Source organism: Micromonospora reichwaldensis (assembly GCF_031845925.1).
GTDB classification, from domain to species: Bacteria; Actinomycetota; Actinomycetes; order Mycobacteriales; family Micromonosporaceae; genus Micromonospora; species Micromonospora reichwaldensis.
In genome coordinates this window covers 365,769-382,433 of the sequence record NZ_JAVRFL010000001.1, presented here as the reverse complement: position 1 = coordinate 382,433, position 16,665 = coordinate 365,769, and the positions used below count along the sequence as shown (strand labels likewise).

The 16,665-nt window shown below is 73.9% G+C and carries 13 protein-coding genes; 6 read left to right on the top strand and 7 right to left on the bottom strand.

Going from position 1 to position 16,665, the window contains the following annotated elements:
* Positions 1-16: 16 nt before the first annotated feature.
* The gene (gene clpB / locus RM555_RS01810; RefSeq protein ID WP_311410087.1) at positions 17-2,608 is read right to left on the bottom strand and encodes an ATP-dependent chaperone ClpB; all 2,592 of its coding nucleotides are present in this window, start codon (positions 2,606-2,608) and stop codon (positions 17-19) included.
* 246 nt (positions 2,609-2,854) lie between these two features.
* Here clpB and RM555_RS01805 point away from each other — a divergent pair, with 246 nt between their 5' ends.
* The 3 genes from RM555_RS01805 (at position 2,855) to RM555_RS01795 (ending at position 5,178) form a co-directional block, all read left to right on the top strand.
* A complete protein-coding gene (locus tag RM555_RS01805) occupies positions 2,855-3,355 on the top strand; it encodes a cation:proton antiporter regulatory subunit (RefSeq protein WP_311410086.1) in 501 nt (166 codons plus the stop codon).
* Between the two features lie 7 nt (positions 3,356-3,362).
* Positions 3,363-4,568 (top strand): cation:proton antiporter, encoded by a 1,206-nt coding sequence (locus RM555_RS01800; RefSeq protein WP_311410085.1) that lies wholly within the window; start codon positions 3,363-3,365, stop codon positions 4,566-4,568.
* A 178-nt stretch (positions 4,569-4,746) separates the two neighbouring features.
* A complete protein-coding gene (locus tag RM555_RS01795) occupies positions 4,747-5,178 on the top strand; it encodes a hypothetical protein (RefSeq protein WP_311410084.1) in 432 nt (143 codons plus the stop codon).
* A gap of 310 nt (positions 5,179-5,488) precedes the next feature.
* On the opposite strand, the gene RM555_RS01790 is transcribed toward RM555_RS01795, so the two are convergent.
* The 5 genes from RM555_RS01790 to dnaK all read right to left on the bottom strand — a co-directional run bounded on the left by RM555_RS01790 (position 5,489) and on the right by dnaK (position 10,614).
* Positions 5,489-5,698, bottom strand: coding sequence for a hypothetical protein (locus RM555_RS01790; protein WP_311410083.1), 210 nt, complete (start codon positions 5,696-5,698; stop codon positions 5,489-5,491).
* A 491-nt stretch (positions 5,699-6,189) separates the two neighbouring features.
* On the bottom strand, positions 6,190-6,630 hold the full coding sequence (locus RM555_RS01785) for a heat shock protein transcriptional repressor HspR (RefSeq protein ID WP_121399143.1): 441 nt from the start codon (positions 6,628-6,630) through the stop codon (positions 6,190-6,192).
* Between the two features lie 46 nt (positions 6,631-6,676).
* The gene (dnaJ, locus tag RM555_RS01780) at positions 6,677-7,873 is read right to left on the bottom strand and encodes a molecular chaperone DnaJ (protein WP_311410082.1); all 1,197 of its coding nucleotides are present in this window, start codon (positions 7,871-7,873) and stop codon (positions 6,677-6,679) included.
* Between the two features lie 84 nt (positions 7,874-7,957).
* The gene (gene grpE / locus RM555_RS01775) at positions 7,958-8,686 is read right to left on the bottom strand and encodes a nucleotide exchange factor GrpE (protein WP_311410081.1); all 729 of its coding nucleotides are present in this window, start codon (positions 8,684-8,686) and stop codon (positions 7,958-7,960) included.
* Between the two features lie 47 nt (positions 8,687-8,733).
* Positions 8,734-10,614 (bottom strand): molecular chaperone DnaK, encoded by a 1,881-nt coding sequence (gene dnaK, locus RM555_RS01770; protein ID WP_311410080.1) that lies wholly within the window; start codon positions 10,612-10,614, stop codon positions 8,734-8,736.
* A gap of 223 nt (positions 10,615-10,837) precedes the next feature.
* On the opposite strand from dnaK, the gene RM555_RS01765 reads away from it, so the two are divergent.
* The 3 genes from RM555_RS01765 (at position 10,838) to RM555_RS01755 (ending at position 15,699) form a co-directional block, all read left to right on the top strand.
* Positions 10,838-12,679: an ABC transporter gene (locus RM555_RS01765; protein WP_311410079.1), complete on the top strand. Its 1,842-nt coding sequence runs from the start codon at positions 10,838-10,840 to the stop codon at positions 12,677-12,679.
* Complete coding sequence (locus RM555_RS01760) at positions 12,676-14,361, top strand: GTPase (protein WP_311410078.1); 1,686 nt, start codon at positions 12,676-12,678, stop codon at positions 14,359-14,361. The genes RM555_RS01765 and RM555_RS01760 overlap by 4 nt, the downstream gene beginning before the upstream one ends.
* Positions 14,362-14,475: 114 nt before the next feature.
* Positions 14,476-15,699 (top strand): hypothetical protein, encoded by a 1,224-nt coding sequence (locus RM555_RS01755; protein WP_311410077.1) that lies wholly within the window; start codon positions 14,476-14,478, stop codon positions 15,697-15,699.
* 211 nt (positions 15,700-15,910) lie between these two features.
* On the opposite strand, the gene RM555_RS01750 is transcribed toward RM555_RS01755, so the two are convergent.
* Positions 15,911-16,462: a phosphatase PAP2 family protein gene (locus RM555_RS01750; RefSeq protein ID WP_311410076.1), complete on the bottom strand. Its 552-nt coding sequence runs from the start codon at positions 16,460-16,462 to the stop codon at positions 15,911-15,913.
* Positions 16,463-16,665 lie beyond the last annotated feature (203 nt).

Sequence of the window (16,665 nt, the reverse complement as noted above, 5' to 3'; positions counted from 1 at the left end):
GGGGGTGGGTGGGGGGTTAGGCCCGGGTGATCGTTAGGGCGTCCTTGGTGTCCGCCAGGTCGACTCTGACCGTGTCGCCGTCGCGGATCTGGCCCGACAGGAGCGCCTTGGCGAGTTGGTCGCCGATGGCCGTCTGGACCAGGCGGCGCAGCGGGCGGGCGCCGTAGATCGGGTCGTACCCGTGCTCGGCGAGCCAGACCCGCGCCGGCTCGGTGATCTCCAGGCCGAGGCGGCGGTCGGCGAGACGCTTGCGCATCCGGTCGAGCTGGATGTCGACGATCGCCCGCAGGTCGTCCCCGAGCAGCGCGGCGAAGACCACGATGTCGTCGAGGCGGTTGAGGAACTCCGGCTTGAAGTGCGCGCGGACGACCGCCAGGACGCCCTCCCGGCGCTGCTCCTCGGCCAGCGTCAGGTCGCCGATCACCGACGAGCCCAGGTTGGAGGTGAGGATCAGGATCGCGTTGCGGAAGTCCACCGTACGGCCCTGCCCGTCGGTGAGCCGGCCGTCGTCGAGCACCTGGAGCAGGATGTCGAAGACGTCCGGGTGGGCCTTCTCGACCTCGTCGAGCAGGATCACCGAGTACGGCCGGCGGCGCACCGCCTCGGTGAGCTGGCCGCCCTCCTCGTAGCCGACGTAGCCGGGCGGGGCGCCGACGAGCCGGGCGACGGAGTGCTTCTCGCCGTACTCGCTCATGTCGATGCGGACCATGGCCCGCTCGTCGTCGAAGAGGAACTCGGCGAGCGCCTTGGCCAGCTCGGTCTTGCCGACGCCGGTCGGGCCGAGGAAGAGGAAGCTGCCGGTCGGGCGGTCGGGGTCGGCGACGCCGGCCCGGGCGCGGCGCACTGCGTCCGAGACGGAGCCGACGGCCTCGGCCTGACCGACCACGCGGGTGCCGAGCGACTCCTCCATCCGCAGCAGCTTGGCGGTCTCGCCCTCCAGCAGCCGGCCGGCGGGGATGCCGGTCCAGGAGGCGACCACGGCGGCGATGTCGTCGGCGCCGACCTCCTCCTTGAGCATCGCGCCCTCGGCCTGGAGCCGGGACAGCTCCTCCTCGGCCTGCTTCAGCTCGGCCTTGAGGGCGGGAATCCGGCCGTAGCGCAGCTCGGCGGCCCGCTCCAGCTCGCCGTCGCGCTCGGCCCGCTCGGCCTCGCCGCCGAGCCGCTCCAGCTCCTCCTTGGCCGTGGAGAGCTTGGTGATGTGGCTCTTCTCCAGCTGCCAGCGCTCCGACAGGACGGTGAGCTGCTCGCGCTTGTCGGCCAGCTCCTTGCGCAGCCGCGCCAGCCGCTCGGCGGAGGCGGCGTCCGGCTCCTTGGCCAGCGCCATCTCCTCGATCTCGAGCCGGCGTACCGCCCGCTCGATCTCGTCCACCTCGACGGGCCGGGAGTCGATCTCCATCCGGAGCCGGGACGCGGACTCGTCGACCAGGTCGATCGCCTTGTCCGGCAGGAACCGGTCGGTGATGTAGCGGTCCGACAGGGAGGCGGCGGCGACCAGGGCGGCGTCGGTGATCCGTACGCCGTGGTGCACCTCGTAGCGCTCCTTCAGCCCGCGCAGGATGCCGATGGTGTCCTCGATCGTCGGCTCGCCCACCAGCACCGGCTGGAAGCGGCGCTCGAGGGCCGGGTCCTTCTCGATGTGCTCGCGGTACTCGTCCAGCGTGGTCGCGCCGACCATGCGCAGCTCACCGCGGGCCAGCATCGGCTTGAGCATGTTGCCGGCGTCCATCGAGCCCTCGCCCTTGCCGGCGCCGACGACGGTGTGCAACTCGTCGAGGAAGGTGATGACCTTCCCGTCGGAGTTCTTGATCTCCTCCAGGACGGACTTCAGCCGCTCCTCGAACTGGCCGCGGTACTGCGCGCCGGCGACCATCGCGCCCAGATCGAGCGAGACGAGCTTCTTGTCCCGCAGCGACTCGGGCACGTCGCCGGCGACGATCCGCTGGGCCAGGCCCTCCACGATGGCGGTCTTGCCGACGCCCGGCTCGCCGATGAGCACCGGGTTGTTCTTGGTACGCCGCGACAGCACCTGGATCACCCGGCGGATCTCCGAGTCCCGGCCGATGACCGGGTCGATCTTGCCGTCGCGGGCGCTGGCGGTGAGGTCCACGCCGTACTTGGCCAGGGCCTGGTAGGTCTGCTCGGGGTCGGCGCTGGTGACCCGCCGGTCCCCGCCGCGTACGGACGGGAAGGCGGCGACGAGCGTCTCCTCGGTGGCACCGGCCGACTTCAGCGCGTTCGACACCGCGCCGCCCACCCGGGCCAGGCCGGCGAGCAGGTGCTCGGTGGAGGTGTACTCGTCGCCGAGCGGCCGGGCGATCTGCTCGGCGGCCCCGATGGCGTTGACGAACTCCCGGGCCAGGGTCGGCTCGGCGATGCTGGAGCCCCGCGCGGCGGGCAGGTTGTCGACCGAGCGCTGGGCCGCCCGGCGCAGCTCGCCGGGGTCGGCCCCGACGGCGCGCAGCAGGCCGGCGGCGGTCGAACCGTCGGTGTCCAGCAGTGACAGCAGCAGGTGCCAGGGCTCCACGGTGGCGTGGCCGCGCTGGTTCGCCAGCGCGACGGCACCGGTGATGGCCTCGCGGCTCTTGGTGGTGAGACGTTCCGTGTTCATGGGCTCCCCCGGATCGGCGTGTCCACTGGGAAGGACACAACCAGAGTTGAGCCTATTCCGCTCAACCCTGGCCACGTGAGCTGGCTCACACCTGTCCCGCGCAGGGGCCGACCTCCCCGGCCCCGGGTCCGGCCCTCGGCGAGGCGAGCCGTCCGCATCCGTGGCGGAGAAGCGCTGACAGATCACTCAGCGACAGGCGGCGTCCTGACTGGATCCGCAGGTGACGGCGGGGAGTAGCCTGACCGCGTGCGCGTACGTGTCGAACAGACCGCCCTGCCTGGCATCGGGGTCCGTCACGATCTGCTGACGGAATCCGGCCGCCGCCTCGGCGTCGTCTCCCACCGCAATGGCCGCCGTGACCTCGTCCTGTACGACCCGGACGATCCCGACTCATGTCAGCACGACATACCGCTGACCGACGACGAGGCGGAGGCGCTCGCAGACATCCTCGGGGCGTCCCTGATGCTGGGCCAGCTCTCCGGGCTGCGCGACCAGGCCGCCGGGCTGCTCACCGAGCAGATCGCCATTCCGGCCGGGTCGAAGTACGTCAACCGGAAGCTCGGCGACACGCAGGCACGCTCCCGTACGAGCGCCTCGATCGTCGCGGTGCTGCGCCACGGCGAGGTGATCGCCTCGCCGGACCCGTCCTTCCGCTTCGCGGCCGGTGACGTGGTGGTCGTCGTCGGGACCCGCCAGGGCCTCGACGGCGTGACAGCCATCCTCGCCGACAGCGACCCGGACGGCTGAGGCGCGGATGCACCACACGACAACACTGCTCATCGAAGTCGGTGCGCTGCTGTTCCTGCTCGGCCTGCTGGGCCGGCTGAGCCGCCGGATCGGCCTCTCGCCCATCCCTCTCTACCTGCTCGCCGGGCTCGCCTTCGGGCATGGCGGCCTGCTCCCCCTCGCCGCCAGCGAGGAGTTCTTCGCGGTCGGCGCCGAAATCGGCGTGATCCTGCTGCTGGTGATGCTCGGCCTCGAATACTCGGCCAACGAGCTCGTCGGCAACCTGCGCGCCGCGGCCCCCGCCGGGCTGATCGACGGGCTGCTCAACGCGCTGCCCGGGGCGGCGTTCGCACTGCTGCTCGGCTGGGACTGGGTCGCCGCCCTGGTGCTCGCCGGCATCACCTGGGTCTCCTCGTCGGGTGTCATCGCCAAGGTGCTCGCCGACCTCGGTCGCCTCGGTAACCGGGAGACGCCGGTGATCCTCTCGGTCCTGGTGATCGAGGACCTGGCCATGGCGCTCTACCTGCCCCTGCTGACGGCCGTGCTGGCGGGCACCGGCCTGCTCGGCGGCGGCATCGCGCTCGGCGTCGCGGTCGGCACCGTGCTCCTGGTGCTGGTGGTCGCCATCCGGTACGGCAACCTGATCTCCACCGCCATGTCGGCGAAGGACCCGGAGGCGCTGCTGCTCGGCGTACTCGGGATGACCCTGCTGGTGGCCGGCATCGCGGCGAAGCTCCAGGTGTCGGCGGCGGTCGGGGCGTTCCTGGTCGGCATCGCGCTCTCCGGGCCCGTGGCACACAACGCCACGGAGCTGCTCACGCCGCTGCGTGACCTCTTCGCGGCGGTCTTCTTCGTCTTCTTCGGCCTGGTCACCGATCCCCGGGACATCCCGCCGGTGCTGCTGCCCGCGCTCGCGCTGGCCATCGTCACCATGGCGACGAAGACCCTCACCGGCTACCTGGCGGCCCGCCGGGTCGGCATCGCCGAACCCGGTCGATGGCGCGCCGGCCTGGCCCTCGTGCCACGGGGCGAGTTCTCCATCGTCATCGCGGGCCTCGCGGTGGCAGCCGGCAGCGTCGAACCGAAACTGGCGGCGCTCGCGACGGCGTACGTGCTGATCACCGTGGTGACCGGGCCGATGCTGGCGCGGCTGCCCGACTTCGCGTGGTTCAAGCGCTGGCTGCGGCAGCGCGGCGCCGCGCAGCGGGCCCAGCCGGCACCTGTGGCGGACTGATCGACGTCGGCCGAGGGCCGCATCGACCGTACGGTCGGGTCGGCCCTCGGCCAACGGATGTCGAATTGCTCCGCGCGGGGTCTACCGCCGATCAGCGCTCCGGGTTACCGTTTCGCCCCAGCAGCCAGAGCTCGCGGGTGGCCGACGTCCGCGCGGGCTCAGAGCGGAAGGTTGGCCGGTGAGCGTGCAGGAGTCGACGTTCCACGGCTTCGCCAACCCCGTCGACCCGACCCCCGCCGAGTTGCGGGCGTGGGCCTACCAGCCGGACTCCGTACCGCTGACCTCGATGCCGCCGGACTGGGACCTGCTGGTCTCCGGCGACCGGCTGGTGGCGGTGCTCTTCGGCCTGGCGATGGACCCGGCCTGCCCGGCGCGCCGGTTCGCGCTGCACTGCCTCTACATCTACGCCGCCGACGGCATCCGGACGAACTTCCGCGCCCACCCGAAGCGGCGCTTCCGCAAGCTCGTGGAGCAGGCTGAGCGCGACGGCGACGACCTGATGCGCACCTGGGCGTACAACAGCCGGGTGCTGGTGGCCCGCCCGGAACTCTTCGTCTACCGGGACTGGTGCGAGGGCGGCCTGGTCCGGGAGAACCGCCGCATCGCCTGAGCGACGCAGGCACTCTCCGGCGACGAACGGGCCGCGACCCCCGCACGGAGCCCACGGGCGTCCCGGCCCGCACCCCCGACGACCTGCGGGCCGCGACCCCCGCACGGAGCCCACGGGCGTCCCGGCCCGCACCCCCGACAACGTGCGGGCCGGGACCCCCGCACGGAGCCCACGGGCGTCCCGGCCCGCACCCCCCGACGACCTGCGGGCCGCGACCCCCGCACGGAGCCCACGGGCGTCCCGGCCCGCACCCCCGACAACGTGCGGGCCGGGACCCCCCGTGGGTCCCGGCCCGCACGTCGGCGGAACGTCAGTGCTCCGATCCGCCCTTTTCGCGGCGTCTCGCCTCGTCGCGTCCCTGCTCGGTGCCGTGGTCGGCCCGGTCGGCGAACGCGCCGTTCTTGACCTTGTCGGTGAAGCTGCCCTCGGTGACCCGGTCGAAACTCTCCCGGACGTTCTTCGCCACCTTCTCGAGCCGTTCCTCCGCCTGCTGGGCAACCTTCCTCGCGGCTTCCGTCATGGCTCCCCCTGCCATTGGAGTCCGGATTGAGCGGGTTGGACCTGATTCGCAGGTTAGCGGATCCGGTGCCTCCCCCGCCGGCAAACCGGCAACCGCGACGGGTGGAACGCCACGGGTGTCATCCGGAGGCGGAGACACCCCTGGTGTTCCACCCGTGGCTCAGGCGGAGCGGTGTTCGGCGGTATGCCGGACGCGACGCGCCGGAAAGGCCTGCCCGCCAGCGACGCAGGCGGTGCGGCGACCGGCGACAGCGGCAGCGGCAGCGGCAGCGGCAGCGACCGACGGCGGCACACCCGGGGCCGGGGCCGGAAGGGTAGCCACGTTCGGGCGCGGCGGACCGGCAGGACCGGCAGTGGCGACCACGCCCGCCGCCGGGCAGTCGAGCGCGAACGGAAGGACGACCGCACCTGGCCCGCCGAGGGCCACCGGCCGGGGAGCGGAAAGACGACCGCGCCCGGCCGCAGGAGAGCGGCCGGGCGCGGGAGGTGTCGTCAGCGCTCGGGGCCCCGGCGGGGACGCCAGACCACCAGCGCGGTGGAGGTGCGGTTGGTCGGCACGAGATCGCTGCCCGGGAAGCGGGCCAGCGCCTCCAGTTCGGCGATCCGCCGGTACGCGGCGTCCAGCTCCGCCTCCAGCCGGGCCACCCGCTGCTGCGCCTGCTCCAGCAGCCGCTCCAGCCCGATGATCCGCTTGACCCCGGCCAGGTTGATCCCGTCGTCCTGGCTGAGCCGCTGCACCTCGCGCAGCAGCACCACGTCGCGGACGCTGTAGCGGCGCCCACCGCCGGCGGCACGTCCCGGCTGGACCAGGCCCAACCGGTCGTACTGGCGCAGGGTCTGCGGGTGCATCCCCGCCATCCGCGCCGCCACCGAGATCATCAGCACCTTGGCCTCGTAGGCAGGGTCACCCGAGCCGACGAACTCGTCCGACATCCCGCTCACCTCCGCGTGCACTCCACCGAGCCGACTGAACACCGGGTCAACTGAATCGACGTACCCGCGCCTCGAGATGTTCCCGGGCGGCCGGCGGGGTCTGCGCGGCGAAGTCCTCCAACGCCGCTCGCGCCTCGTCGGACACCTTCGCGGGTACCACCACGTCCAGGGTCACCAGCAGGTCGCCCGCCTGACCGTCACGGCGGACCACCCCCTTGCCACGCGCCCGCAGGATCCGGCCGCTCGGCGTGCCCGGTGGCACCCGCAGGGTCACCGTGCCGTCGAGGGTGGGCACCCGCAGGTCCGTGCCGAGCACGGCCTCCGCGAACGTGACCGGCACCGTCAGCGTGAGGTCGTCGCCGGTACGCCCGAACAGTTCGTCCGGCCGCACCTTCACGTGTACGAAGAGGTCGCCCGCCGGGCCACCTCGCGCGCCGGGCTCGCCCCGCCCGGCCAGCCGGATCTTCTGGCCGTCGGCCACGCCCGCCGGGAAGCGGACGTTCAGCGTGCGGGTCTTGGTGACCCCGCCGGTGCCCTGGCACTCGGGGCACTTCTCGTCCACGACCGTGCCCACGCCCTGGCAGTTGCGGCACGGCTCGGAGAAGCTGAACGACCCCTGGTTGCGGTTGCTCACCCCGGCCCCGTGGCACACCGGGCAGGTGCGCGGCTGGGTGCCGGGCTTGGCCCCGTTGCCGTGGCAGGTGTCGCACACCCCGGGGGCGCGCAGCGTCAGCGGGAGCGTCACCCCGCGTACGGCGTCGTCGAAGTCGAGGGCCACCTCGGCCTCGACGTCCCGCCCCCGGGCCGGGCCACGGGCCGCCGCCCCGCCGGCGGGACCGCCGGCACCGCCGCCCGAGAAGATCGAGCTGAACAGGTCCTGGAAGCCGGCCCCGCCGAAGCGGCGGTCACCGCCCCCGGCCGCGGCGCCCCCGAACAGGTCGGAGACGTCGAACGGCACGCCGCCGGGCTGGCCGGCCCCACGGGCCCCGCGCCGGAACGCCCCCGAGCCGAACAGCGACCGCAGTTCGTCGTACTCCCGCCGCTTGGCGTCGTCGCCGAGGACGGCGTACGCCTCGGAGGCGGCCTTGAAACGCTCCTCGGCCTTCGGGTCGCCGGGGTTGTGGTCCGGGTGCGAATCCCGGGCCAGTTTCCGGTACGCCTTCTTGACGTCGTCGGCGGTGGCGGCCTTGTCCACGCCCAGCACGGCGTAGAAGTCCTTCTCGATCCAGTCCTTGGAACTCACCGGTCCACCCCCTTCCCTAGCTGGGGACCGACCGTCCCGCCGGCCCTCTGCGGGCGGGCGGGACGGTCCGGTCGTCGTTCCGCACTACTCCGGGTCGGCGACCGCGACCATCGCGGGCCGCAACAGCCGCTCACCGACCTGGTAGCCCCGACGCATCACCTGTACGCAGGTGGGCTCGGTGACGTCGGCCGAGGTCTGGTGGGCGACCGCCTCGTGCCGGGTCGGGTCGAACGGGTCGCCCTGCTCGCCGAACGGGGTGAGCCCGAACTTGCCGAGCGCCGTGGTGAGCTGTTCGGCGACGGTGCCGAACGGCCCGACCAGGTCGCCGTGCTCGCGGGCCCGGTCCAGGTCGTCGAGGATCGGCAGCAGCGCGGCGAGCACCGCGCCGGTCGCCTGCTCGGTGACCAGGCCCTTGTCCCGGTCCACCCGCTTGCGGTAGTTGGCGTACTCCGCCGTCACCCGCTGGAGGTCCCGGGTCCGCTCGTCGAGGTCCTTGCGCAGCGCCTCGAGTTCGGCGCCGAGCGCGGTCGGGCCGCCGTCGACCGGCTGCGCCGGGGCGTCCACCACGGGCGGGCCGGTCACCTCGGCCGCCTCGACCTCGATCTCGTCGACGACGACCTCGGACTCCTCGACCAGGCCCTCGGCGGGGGCGTCCGAACCGGCGTCGGCGGCGGCCGGCTCGGACGTCTCGCTGATCTTGCGGTTGTCACGGATGACGACCCGCGGCCCGTCGCCGGCCTGCTCGGCGGGCGCGGAGCCACCCGGCGTCGACCCGGTCGCACCCGGGTCGGCGGCTCGTGGCTTCTCCGTCATGGGGCTACCTCATCCCTCTGCCGTGGTTCCGTGTCCGGGACGAACCGTCACTTCTTGTCCTTGTCCTCGTCCACGATCTCCGCGTCGACCACGTCGTCCGCGCCGCCGGCGGGCCCGCCGGCCTGCGTACCGCCGGTCGCCCCGGCGCCCGCGGCACCCGCCGCGCCCGGACCGGCCTCGCCCGGCTGCTCGCCCTGCTGGGCGTAGAGCAGCGAGCCGGCCTCCTGGGAGACCTGCGCCAGCCGCTCGTGGGCCGACTTGATCTTCTCGATGTCCTGGCCGCCGAGCGCGCCGCGCAGGTCGCCGAGCGCCTCGTTGATCTTGTCACGGGACTCCGCCGGCAGCTTGTCGCCGCTCTCGGCCAGGAACTTCTCGGTCTGCCACTGGAGCGCCTCGGCCAGGTTGCGGGTCTCGGCCTCCTCGCGGCGACGCTTGTCGTCCTCGGCGTGCTCCTCGGCGTCGCGGCGCATGCGCTCGATGTCGTCCTTCGGCAGCGAGGAGCCGCCGGTGATCGTCATCTTCTGTTCCTTGCCGGTGCCGAGGTCCTTGGCGTGGACGTTGACGATGCCGTTGGCGTCGATGTCGAAGGTGACCTCGATCTGCGGCACGCCGCGCGGCGCCGGCGGGAGGCCGGTCAGCTCGAAGGTGCCGAGCTTCTTGTTGTAGGCCGCGATCTCCCGCTCACCCTGGAACACCTGGATCAGCACCGACGGCTGGTTGTCGTCCGCCGTGGTGAAGACCTCGGAGCGCTTGGTCGGGATGGTGGTGTTGCGCTCGATCAGCTTGGTGAAGATGCCGCCCTTGGTCTCGATGCCCAGGCTCAGCGGGGTCACGTCGAGCAGCAGGACGTCCTTGACCTCGCCCTTGAGCACGCCGGCCTGAAGGGCGGCGCCGACGGCGACGACCTCGTCCGGGTTGACGCCCTTGTTGGGCTCCTTGCCCGTGAGCTGCTTGACCAGGTCGGTCACGGCCGGCATCCGGGTCGAGCCGCCGACCATGATGACGTGCTCGACGTCGGAGACCTTGATGCCGGCGTCCTTCACGGCCTGCTCGAACGGGCCCTTGCAGCGGTCCAGCAGGTCCTGCGTCATCCGCTGGAACTCGGCCCGGCTGAGGGTCACGTCCAGGTGCAGCGGGCCCGCCGCGCCGGCCGTGATGTACGGCAGGTTGATGTTGGTGGTGGTGGCGGCGGACAGCTCGATCTTGGCCTTCTCAGCCGCCTCGCGGAGCCGCTGGAGGGCCATCTTGTCCTGGCCCAGGTCGATGCCGTGCTCGCCCCGGAAGGTCTTCACCAGGTGGTCGATGATCCGCTGGTCCCAGTCGTCGCCACCGAGGTTGTTGTCACCGCTGGTCGACTTGACCTCGACGACGCCCTCGGCCAGCTCGAGCAGCGACACGTCGAAGGTGCCGCCGCCGAGGTCGAAGACCAGGACGGTCTGCTCCTTGGAGCCCTTGTCCAGCCCGTACGCCAGGGCCGCCGCGGTCGGCTCGTTCACGATCCGCAGCACGTTGAAGCCGGCGATCTCGCCGGCCTCCTTGGTGGACTGGCGCTGGCCGTCGTTGAAGTAGGCCGGGACGGTGATCACCGCGTCGGTGATCTGCTCGCCCAGGTACGCCTCGGCGTCCCGCTTGAGCTTCATCAGCGTGCGGGCCGAGATCTCCTGCGGGGTGTACTTCTTGCCGTCGATGTCGACGGACCAGTTGGTGCCGATCTCCCGCTTGACCGAGCGGATGGTCCGGTCCGGGTTCGTCACCGCCTGGCGCTTGGCGACCTCACCGACGAGCACCTCGCCGTTGCGGGCGAACGCGACGATCGACGGGGTCGTCCGCGAGCCTTCAGCGTTGGCGATGACGGTGGGCTCACCGCCCTCCAGAACGCTGACGCAGGAGTTCGTCGTGCCCAGGTCGATACCGACCGCACGTGCCATCTTCGCTTCCTCGCTTCATCACGTTGTGGGCAGGTGACGGGCGACGCCCGTCAAGCTGCCCGGCGGGCGTCGCCCGCAGCGACCCCACCACAAGTTGAGTGAACTTGACTCAATAGTGCCACGCCCCGCGAAATCGTCAAGTCGGGGTTGAGTCGACCCGACGCAACCCCAGGTTCGTACCGATCGGTTGTCTTCCCTTGCGTCGGTCGGGCACGCTTTAGCGGTGACGACGCACGGCGATCCCGCCACCCCGGCCGGCACGCCCACCGTCGCAGCCCGCACCGGCCCCACGGACGCCGGGGAGGACCGGCCCGCCACCACCGGGGACGACAGCCTGCCCGCCACACTGGCCGGCCTGCGCGCCGCGATCGGGGCGGCCCGGTTCCCGCTCGCGCTGCCCTCCGCCGAGCCTGCCCGGCGCGCCGGTGGGAGCCTCACCGACCAGCTCGACGACTACCTGCTGCCCCGGCTGCGCCGGCTCGACGCGCCGCTGCTCGTGGTGGTCGGCGGGTCCACCGGCGCGGGCAAGTCCACGCTGGTCAACAGCCTCGTGCAGGCGCGGGTGAGCGCCGCCGGGGTGCTCCGCCCGACCACCCGCTCCCCGGTGCTGGTCTGCAACCCGGCCGACTCGGGCTGGTTCCGCCAGGGCGAGCTGCTGCCCGGCCTCACCCGCACCACCGAGCCCAGCGAGGACCCGCGCACCCTGCAACTGGTGACCGCCCCGGCCCTGCCCGCCGGGCTGGCCTTCCTCGACGCCCCCGACATCGACTCGGTCGTCGACGCCAACCGGGCCCTGGCCGGTCAGCTCCTGGCCGCCGCCGACCTCTGGCTCTTCGTCACCACCGCCGCCCGCTACGCCGACGCCGTCCCCTGGGAGCTGCTGCGCAGCGCCCGGGCCCGGGGCGCGGTCATCGCCATGGTGCTGGACCGGGTGCCTCCGGAGGCGGCCGACGAGATCGCCGCCCACCTGTCGGAGATGCTCGCCGCGCAGGAGCTGGGGGCGGCCCCGCTCTTCGTGCTGCCGGAGACCTGGGTCGACGGGCAGGGCCTGCTGCCCGAGCGGGTCACCGCGCCGCTCGCCGCCTGGTTCGCCCGGCTGGCCGCCGACGCCGACGCCCGCGCCGCCGTGGTCCGGCAGACCCTGGACGGCGCGCTCGCCGCGCTGCACCCGGCGGTCGAGGGGCTCGCCGACGCCGCCGAGGAGCAGATCACCACCGCCGACGCGCTCGACGAGCGGGTGCTGGCCGCGTACCGGGGGGCGTACCGGACCGTCGGGCAGGGGCTGAAGGACGGCCGGCTGCTCCGCGGCGAGGTGCTGGCCCGCTGGCAGGAGTTCGTCGGCACCGGCGAGTTCTTCCGCACCATGGAGGCCCGCATCGGGCGGCTCCGCGACCGGGTGGTGGCGGCGGTCACCGGCCGGCCCGCGCCCGCGTCCGAGCTGCGGGACGCGATCGAGTCCCAGCTGGTGACCCTGCTGCGGGGCGTCGCCGCCGAGGCGGCCGAGAACGCGTACACCGGGTGGAAGGCCCATCCCGCCGGGGCGGCGCTGCTCGAACCGGAGCTGGCCCACCCCTCCGCCGACCTGCCCGAACGGGCCGAGCGGCTGGTCCGGGAGTGGCAGCGGGGCGTGCTGGAGCTGGTCCGCGCCGAGGGCGGCGACCGCCGCTTCGTGGCCCGGACGGCCGCGTACGCGGTGAACGCCACCGGGCTCGCCGTCATGATCGCGGTGTTCGCCTCGACGGCGTTCATCCCCACCGGGCTGGAGGTGGCCACCGGGGCCGGCACGACCGTCGCCGCGCAGACCGTGCTCCAGGCGATCTTCGGCGACCAGGCCGTGCGTACGCTGGCCGCCAAGGCCCGGGCCGACCTGCTGGACCGGGTGCGGGCCCTGCTCGACGACGAGGCCGCCCGCTACCTGGACCGGACGGCGCAGGCGCGGCCCGCCGCGGACACCGCGGAGGCCCTGCGCGGCGCCGCCAACCGGGTGGAGATCGCCCGCAACCGCAGCGACCTCTCCGGCGCGGCCGTCGCGGGCCCGCCCGGCACCGGGGACGGAGGGTCATGACCAACATCGTCGGGCGGATGCGCGAGGCGTTCCGCGGTGACCAGCGGGTGGACGCCGACGCGCTCGTCGCCCGCCTCGACGCCGTACGCCGGTTCCTCACGGTCGTCGACGGCCACCTGCCGGACGCGCGGCTCGTGTCGGCGCACACCCTCGTCGAGCGGGCCGGCACCCGGCTGGCGCTCTCCCGCGACCACACCGTGGTGGCCCTCGCCGGCGCGACCGGCAGCGGCAAGTCCAGCCTGTTCAACGCGCTCGCCCGGATGGAACTCTCCACGGTCGGGGTGCGCCGCCCCACCACCGGCGTCGCGCACGCCTGCGTCTGGGGGCCGCTCGACGGCGGCAACCGCCTGCTCGACTGGGTGGGCGTGCTGCCCCGGCACCGGTTCGTCCGGGAGAGCGTGCTGGACGGCGATGACGAGTCCGCCCTGCACGGGCTGATCCTGCTCGACCTGCCCGACTTCGACTCGGTGCAGCGGTCGCACCGGCTGGAGGTGGACCGGCTGCTCGGCCTGGTCGACCTCGTGGTGTGGGTGGTCGACCCGCAGAAGTACGCCGACCGCGTCATCCACACCAACTACCTGCGCGAGTTCCACCGGCACCGGGACGTCACCCTGGTCGTGCTCAACCAGGCCGACCGGCTGCCACCGGCCGAGCTGCCCCGGGTGCTGGCCGACCTGCGCCGGCTGCTCGACTCCGACGGCCTGGAGGGCGTACCGCTGCTGGCGACCACCGCCGTCGACCCGGCGGGCATGGTCGGGCTGCGGGAGGCGCTCGAACGCACGGTGGCCGAGCGGCAGGCCGCGCTGCGGCGGCTCCAGGGCGACGTGGACGCGGTGGTGGCCGGGCTCGAAGAGCTGGTCGGCGGCGCCTCGCCGGCCGGTGGACCCGACGACGCCGCCGTCAGCGCGCTGCACCGGGCGCTCGCCGGCGCCGCCGGGGTGCCGGCGGTCGCCGAGGCGGTCGAGCAGGCGTACCGGCACCGGGGTGCCGCCACCACCGGCTGGCCGCTGGTCCGGGGCTGGCGGCGGCTGCGGCCCGACCCGCTGCGCCGGCTGCACCTGCCCGGCCCGGCCGCCGGGCGCGACGAACCGGCGGAGAGCCTCGTCGCCGCGACCTCGGTGCCCGACCCCACCGCAGCGCAGCGCGCGGCGCTCGGGCTGGCGATCCGGTCGGTGGCCGACCGGACCGGGGCGGACCTGCCCGCCGCCTGGCCGGCCGCGGTGACCGCCGCCGCCCGCTCCCGCCTCGCCGACCTGCCGGACGCGCTGGACCGCGCGGTGGCCAACACGGACCTGGGCATGGACCGGCGACCGCTCTGGTGGCGGTTCGTCGGCGGCCTCCAGTGGCTGGTGACCCTGGCGGCGCTGGCCGGGTTGGGCTGGCTGGCGCTCGGCTACGCACTGCGCGCACTGGGCCTGCCGGCGCTGGAGCACCCGATGGTCGGCGAGGTGCCGCTGCCCACCCTGCTGCTCCTCGGCGGCCTGCTCGCCGGGCTGCTGGTGGCCGCCCTGACCAGGCCGATCGTCCGCTGGGCGGCCCGCCGCGCCCGTCGCCGGGCCGAGCGGCACCTCACGGACGCGGTGGCGACGGTCGGTGAGGAGCACGTGCTGGCCCCCGTGCGGACGGTGCTCGCCTCCTACGCCGAGGCCCGTACGGCCCTCGGGGAGGCCGCCGGCCGCTGAGCCGAAAATCCCGTCCCACGACAACCGCAGGTCGGCGGCGTGGCGGCGCGACGCGGGCCGGACGCTCGGGTCGCTCGTACCGTCCCGGGGCGGGCGGCGGCGTAGGGTCGGTGGATGGGAACGCCTCAGACCCCGTACGACGCGGTGCTGCACGCCGCCCGCGACGTGGCCAAGCTGGACAACGCCCTCGACGCGGAGATGCTCGGCGCGGCCCTGCTCGGCAGCGTCTACTCGGTCGCGGAGACCGAACGTGACGCCGCCGTCCGGGACTTCGTGGCCGGCTTCCTGGCCGCCACCTCCCGCCGCCGCTCGGCCGCGGCGACGACCATCCGTTCCGTGTTCGCCGCGCTGGTGCCCGACGCCGAGGGCACCGACCGGGTCCGTCCGGGTGCCGCCACCCCCGCCTGGGCCAGCCAGCTCGGCCGTGTGCACCTGACCGGCTGCTGGTCCTACGGCGACGTGTACGGCGACCAGACCTCCTACCTGGCGACCTTCGCCTACGACGACCCGGCCGGCGGTTCGGCGCACGCCGTGGTGACGCTGCTCGACCACAACATCGGCATCACCAAGGACGTCTTCGTCGGCGGGCCGCCCGACCGCATCCTCGACCAGGTCCGGCAGATGTGTGCCGGGGACGAGCTGACCTGGTTCCGCGACGAGGAGCCGGCCCGGATGCGCGCCGAGGTGACCCGTCACCTCGCGATCACCGACGGCCTGACCGAGTTGCCCGGGGAGGGCTCGCTCGCCACCGACCGCGCCCTGCTCGGCGCCCGGCTGGCACGGCTGCCACAGGCGGCCGGGGCGGCCCCCGCACCCGCCCCCGAACCGCTCTCCGCCGCCGAGCGTACGGACCTGGTCCGCCGGTTCCTCGCCTCGCCCGAGGCGGCCCGCTTCGGCCTGGACACCATCGACGGGGCGGAGCTGGCCTCGCTGCACTTCTGCCTCAGCCTGCTGCTGGACCACGCGGCCAGCTTCCCGGACGCCGACCCGCTGCGGTGGAGCCCCACCGTCGCCGGGCTGTTCCTGCTCGACTGGGTGCACCGGCGCGCGGTGCTGGACATGGACGACGCCGCGCTGCTGCCCCGGGTGCTGCGCGCCTGGGCCGGCTACGCCGCCCGTAAGCGCGGGCTGCCCGAGCAGGCGGCGACGCAGATCGACACGGCCGTCGAGGAGATGGTGCCGGAGTTCGCCCGCCTCTACAGCACGGGCGAGCGCCGCAGCCCCGCCACAGCCGCCGTCGCACAGCTGATGGCCGACGGCGTCGACCCCGACGACCCGGCCGCCCTCGACGCCTGGATCGAGGCCAACCGCCACCGCCTCACGGACGACCCCGCCTAACGCCACCCGCACCCACCCCACCCCTCCCTCCCTCCCCCGCGCGCGTCGATCATGCAGTTGTGGTGGGCGAAAAGCTGCATTACGCGGCTTTTGCGGGGCGCCACAACTGCATGATCGACGGCCTTGGCCGGGGGGCGCACGTGAGCGCCGGGGCGTCGTCCGCCCGCGCGGCGACGGAGGGGGCGGGAGGGGTGGGGTGGGGTGGGGTGGGTTAGCGGAGGGGGGCGAAGACGAGGGCGGATACCAGGGCGCCCAGGGCCAGTCCCGCGACCACCTGGGGCACGGTGTGGTCGCGCAGGCGGACCCGGGACCAACCGACCAGCACGAGCAGTGGCGCCGTCGCCAGCGACCCGGCCCCGAACGTGAGCACCAGCACGACCACCGTGCCGGCGGCCACCGCCGAGTGGATCGACATCTTCCACCAGTGGCTCACCGTCACGGCGACCACCAGACCGACGAGCCCGGCGGCGGCCAGGGCCAGCACCGGTCGCGGCGCGCCGAGCACGGCGAGCAGGGCCAGCCCGGCGGCGACCGAGCAGAGCCCGAACAGCAGCGGGACGCGGCGCTGCTCGCGGATCCCCACGTGATGGTCGGTCAGCCGGCCGCGACGCACCCCGCCGAGGATGTACGCGAACGGGATCCCGCTGACGAAGAGCGTGGCCAGCAGTCCCCAGGCCAGCCCGTGCGCGCCCTGGGCGCTGTGCCAGCCGACCGCCAGCGTCAGCGCCGAGACCAGCACCGCGGGCGCGGTCAGCTCGGTCACGAACCGGGCGAGCCGGAGGGTCCGGCCGGGTGGTGGCGCGGCGGCCGGACGGCTGTGGGGTTCCGCGTCCGAACCGCCCGTCCCGCTCAGCGCCCCGCCTCTGCGTCCACCCCGGGTCGCCGCCCGGAACCGTTCCCGTCCGTACCCCGGCGCTCCGGCGGGGCCGGGCCCCGCCGTGGATCACCTGCCGTCGACCGTCACCG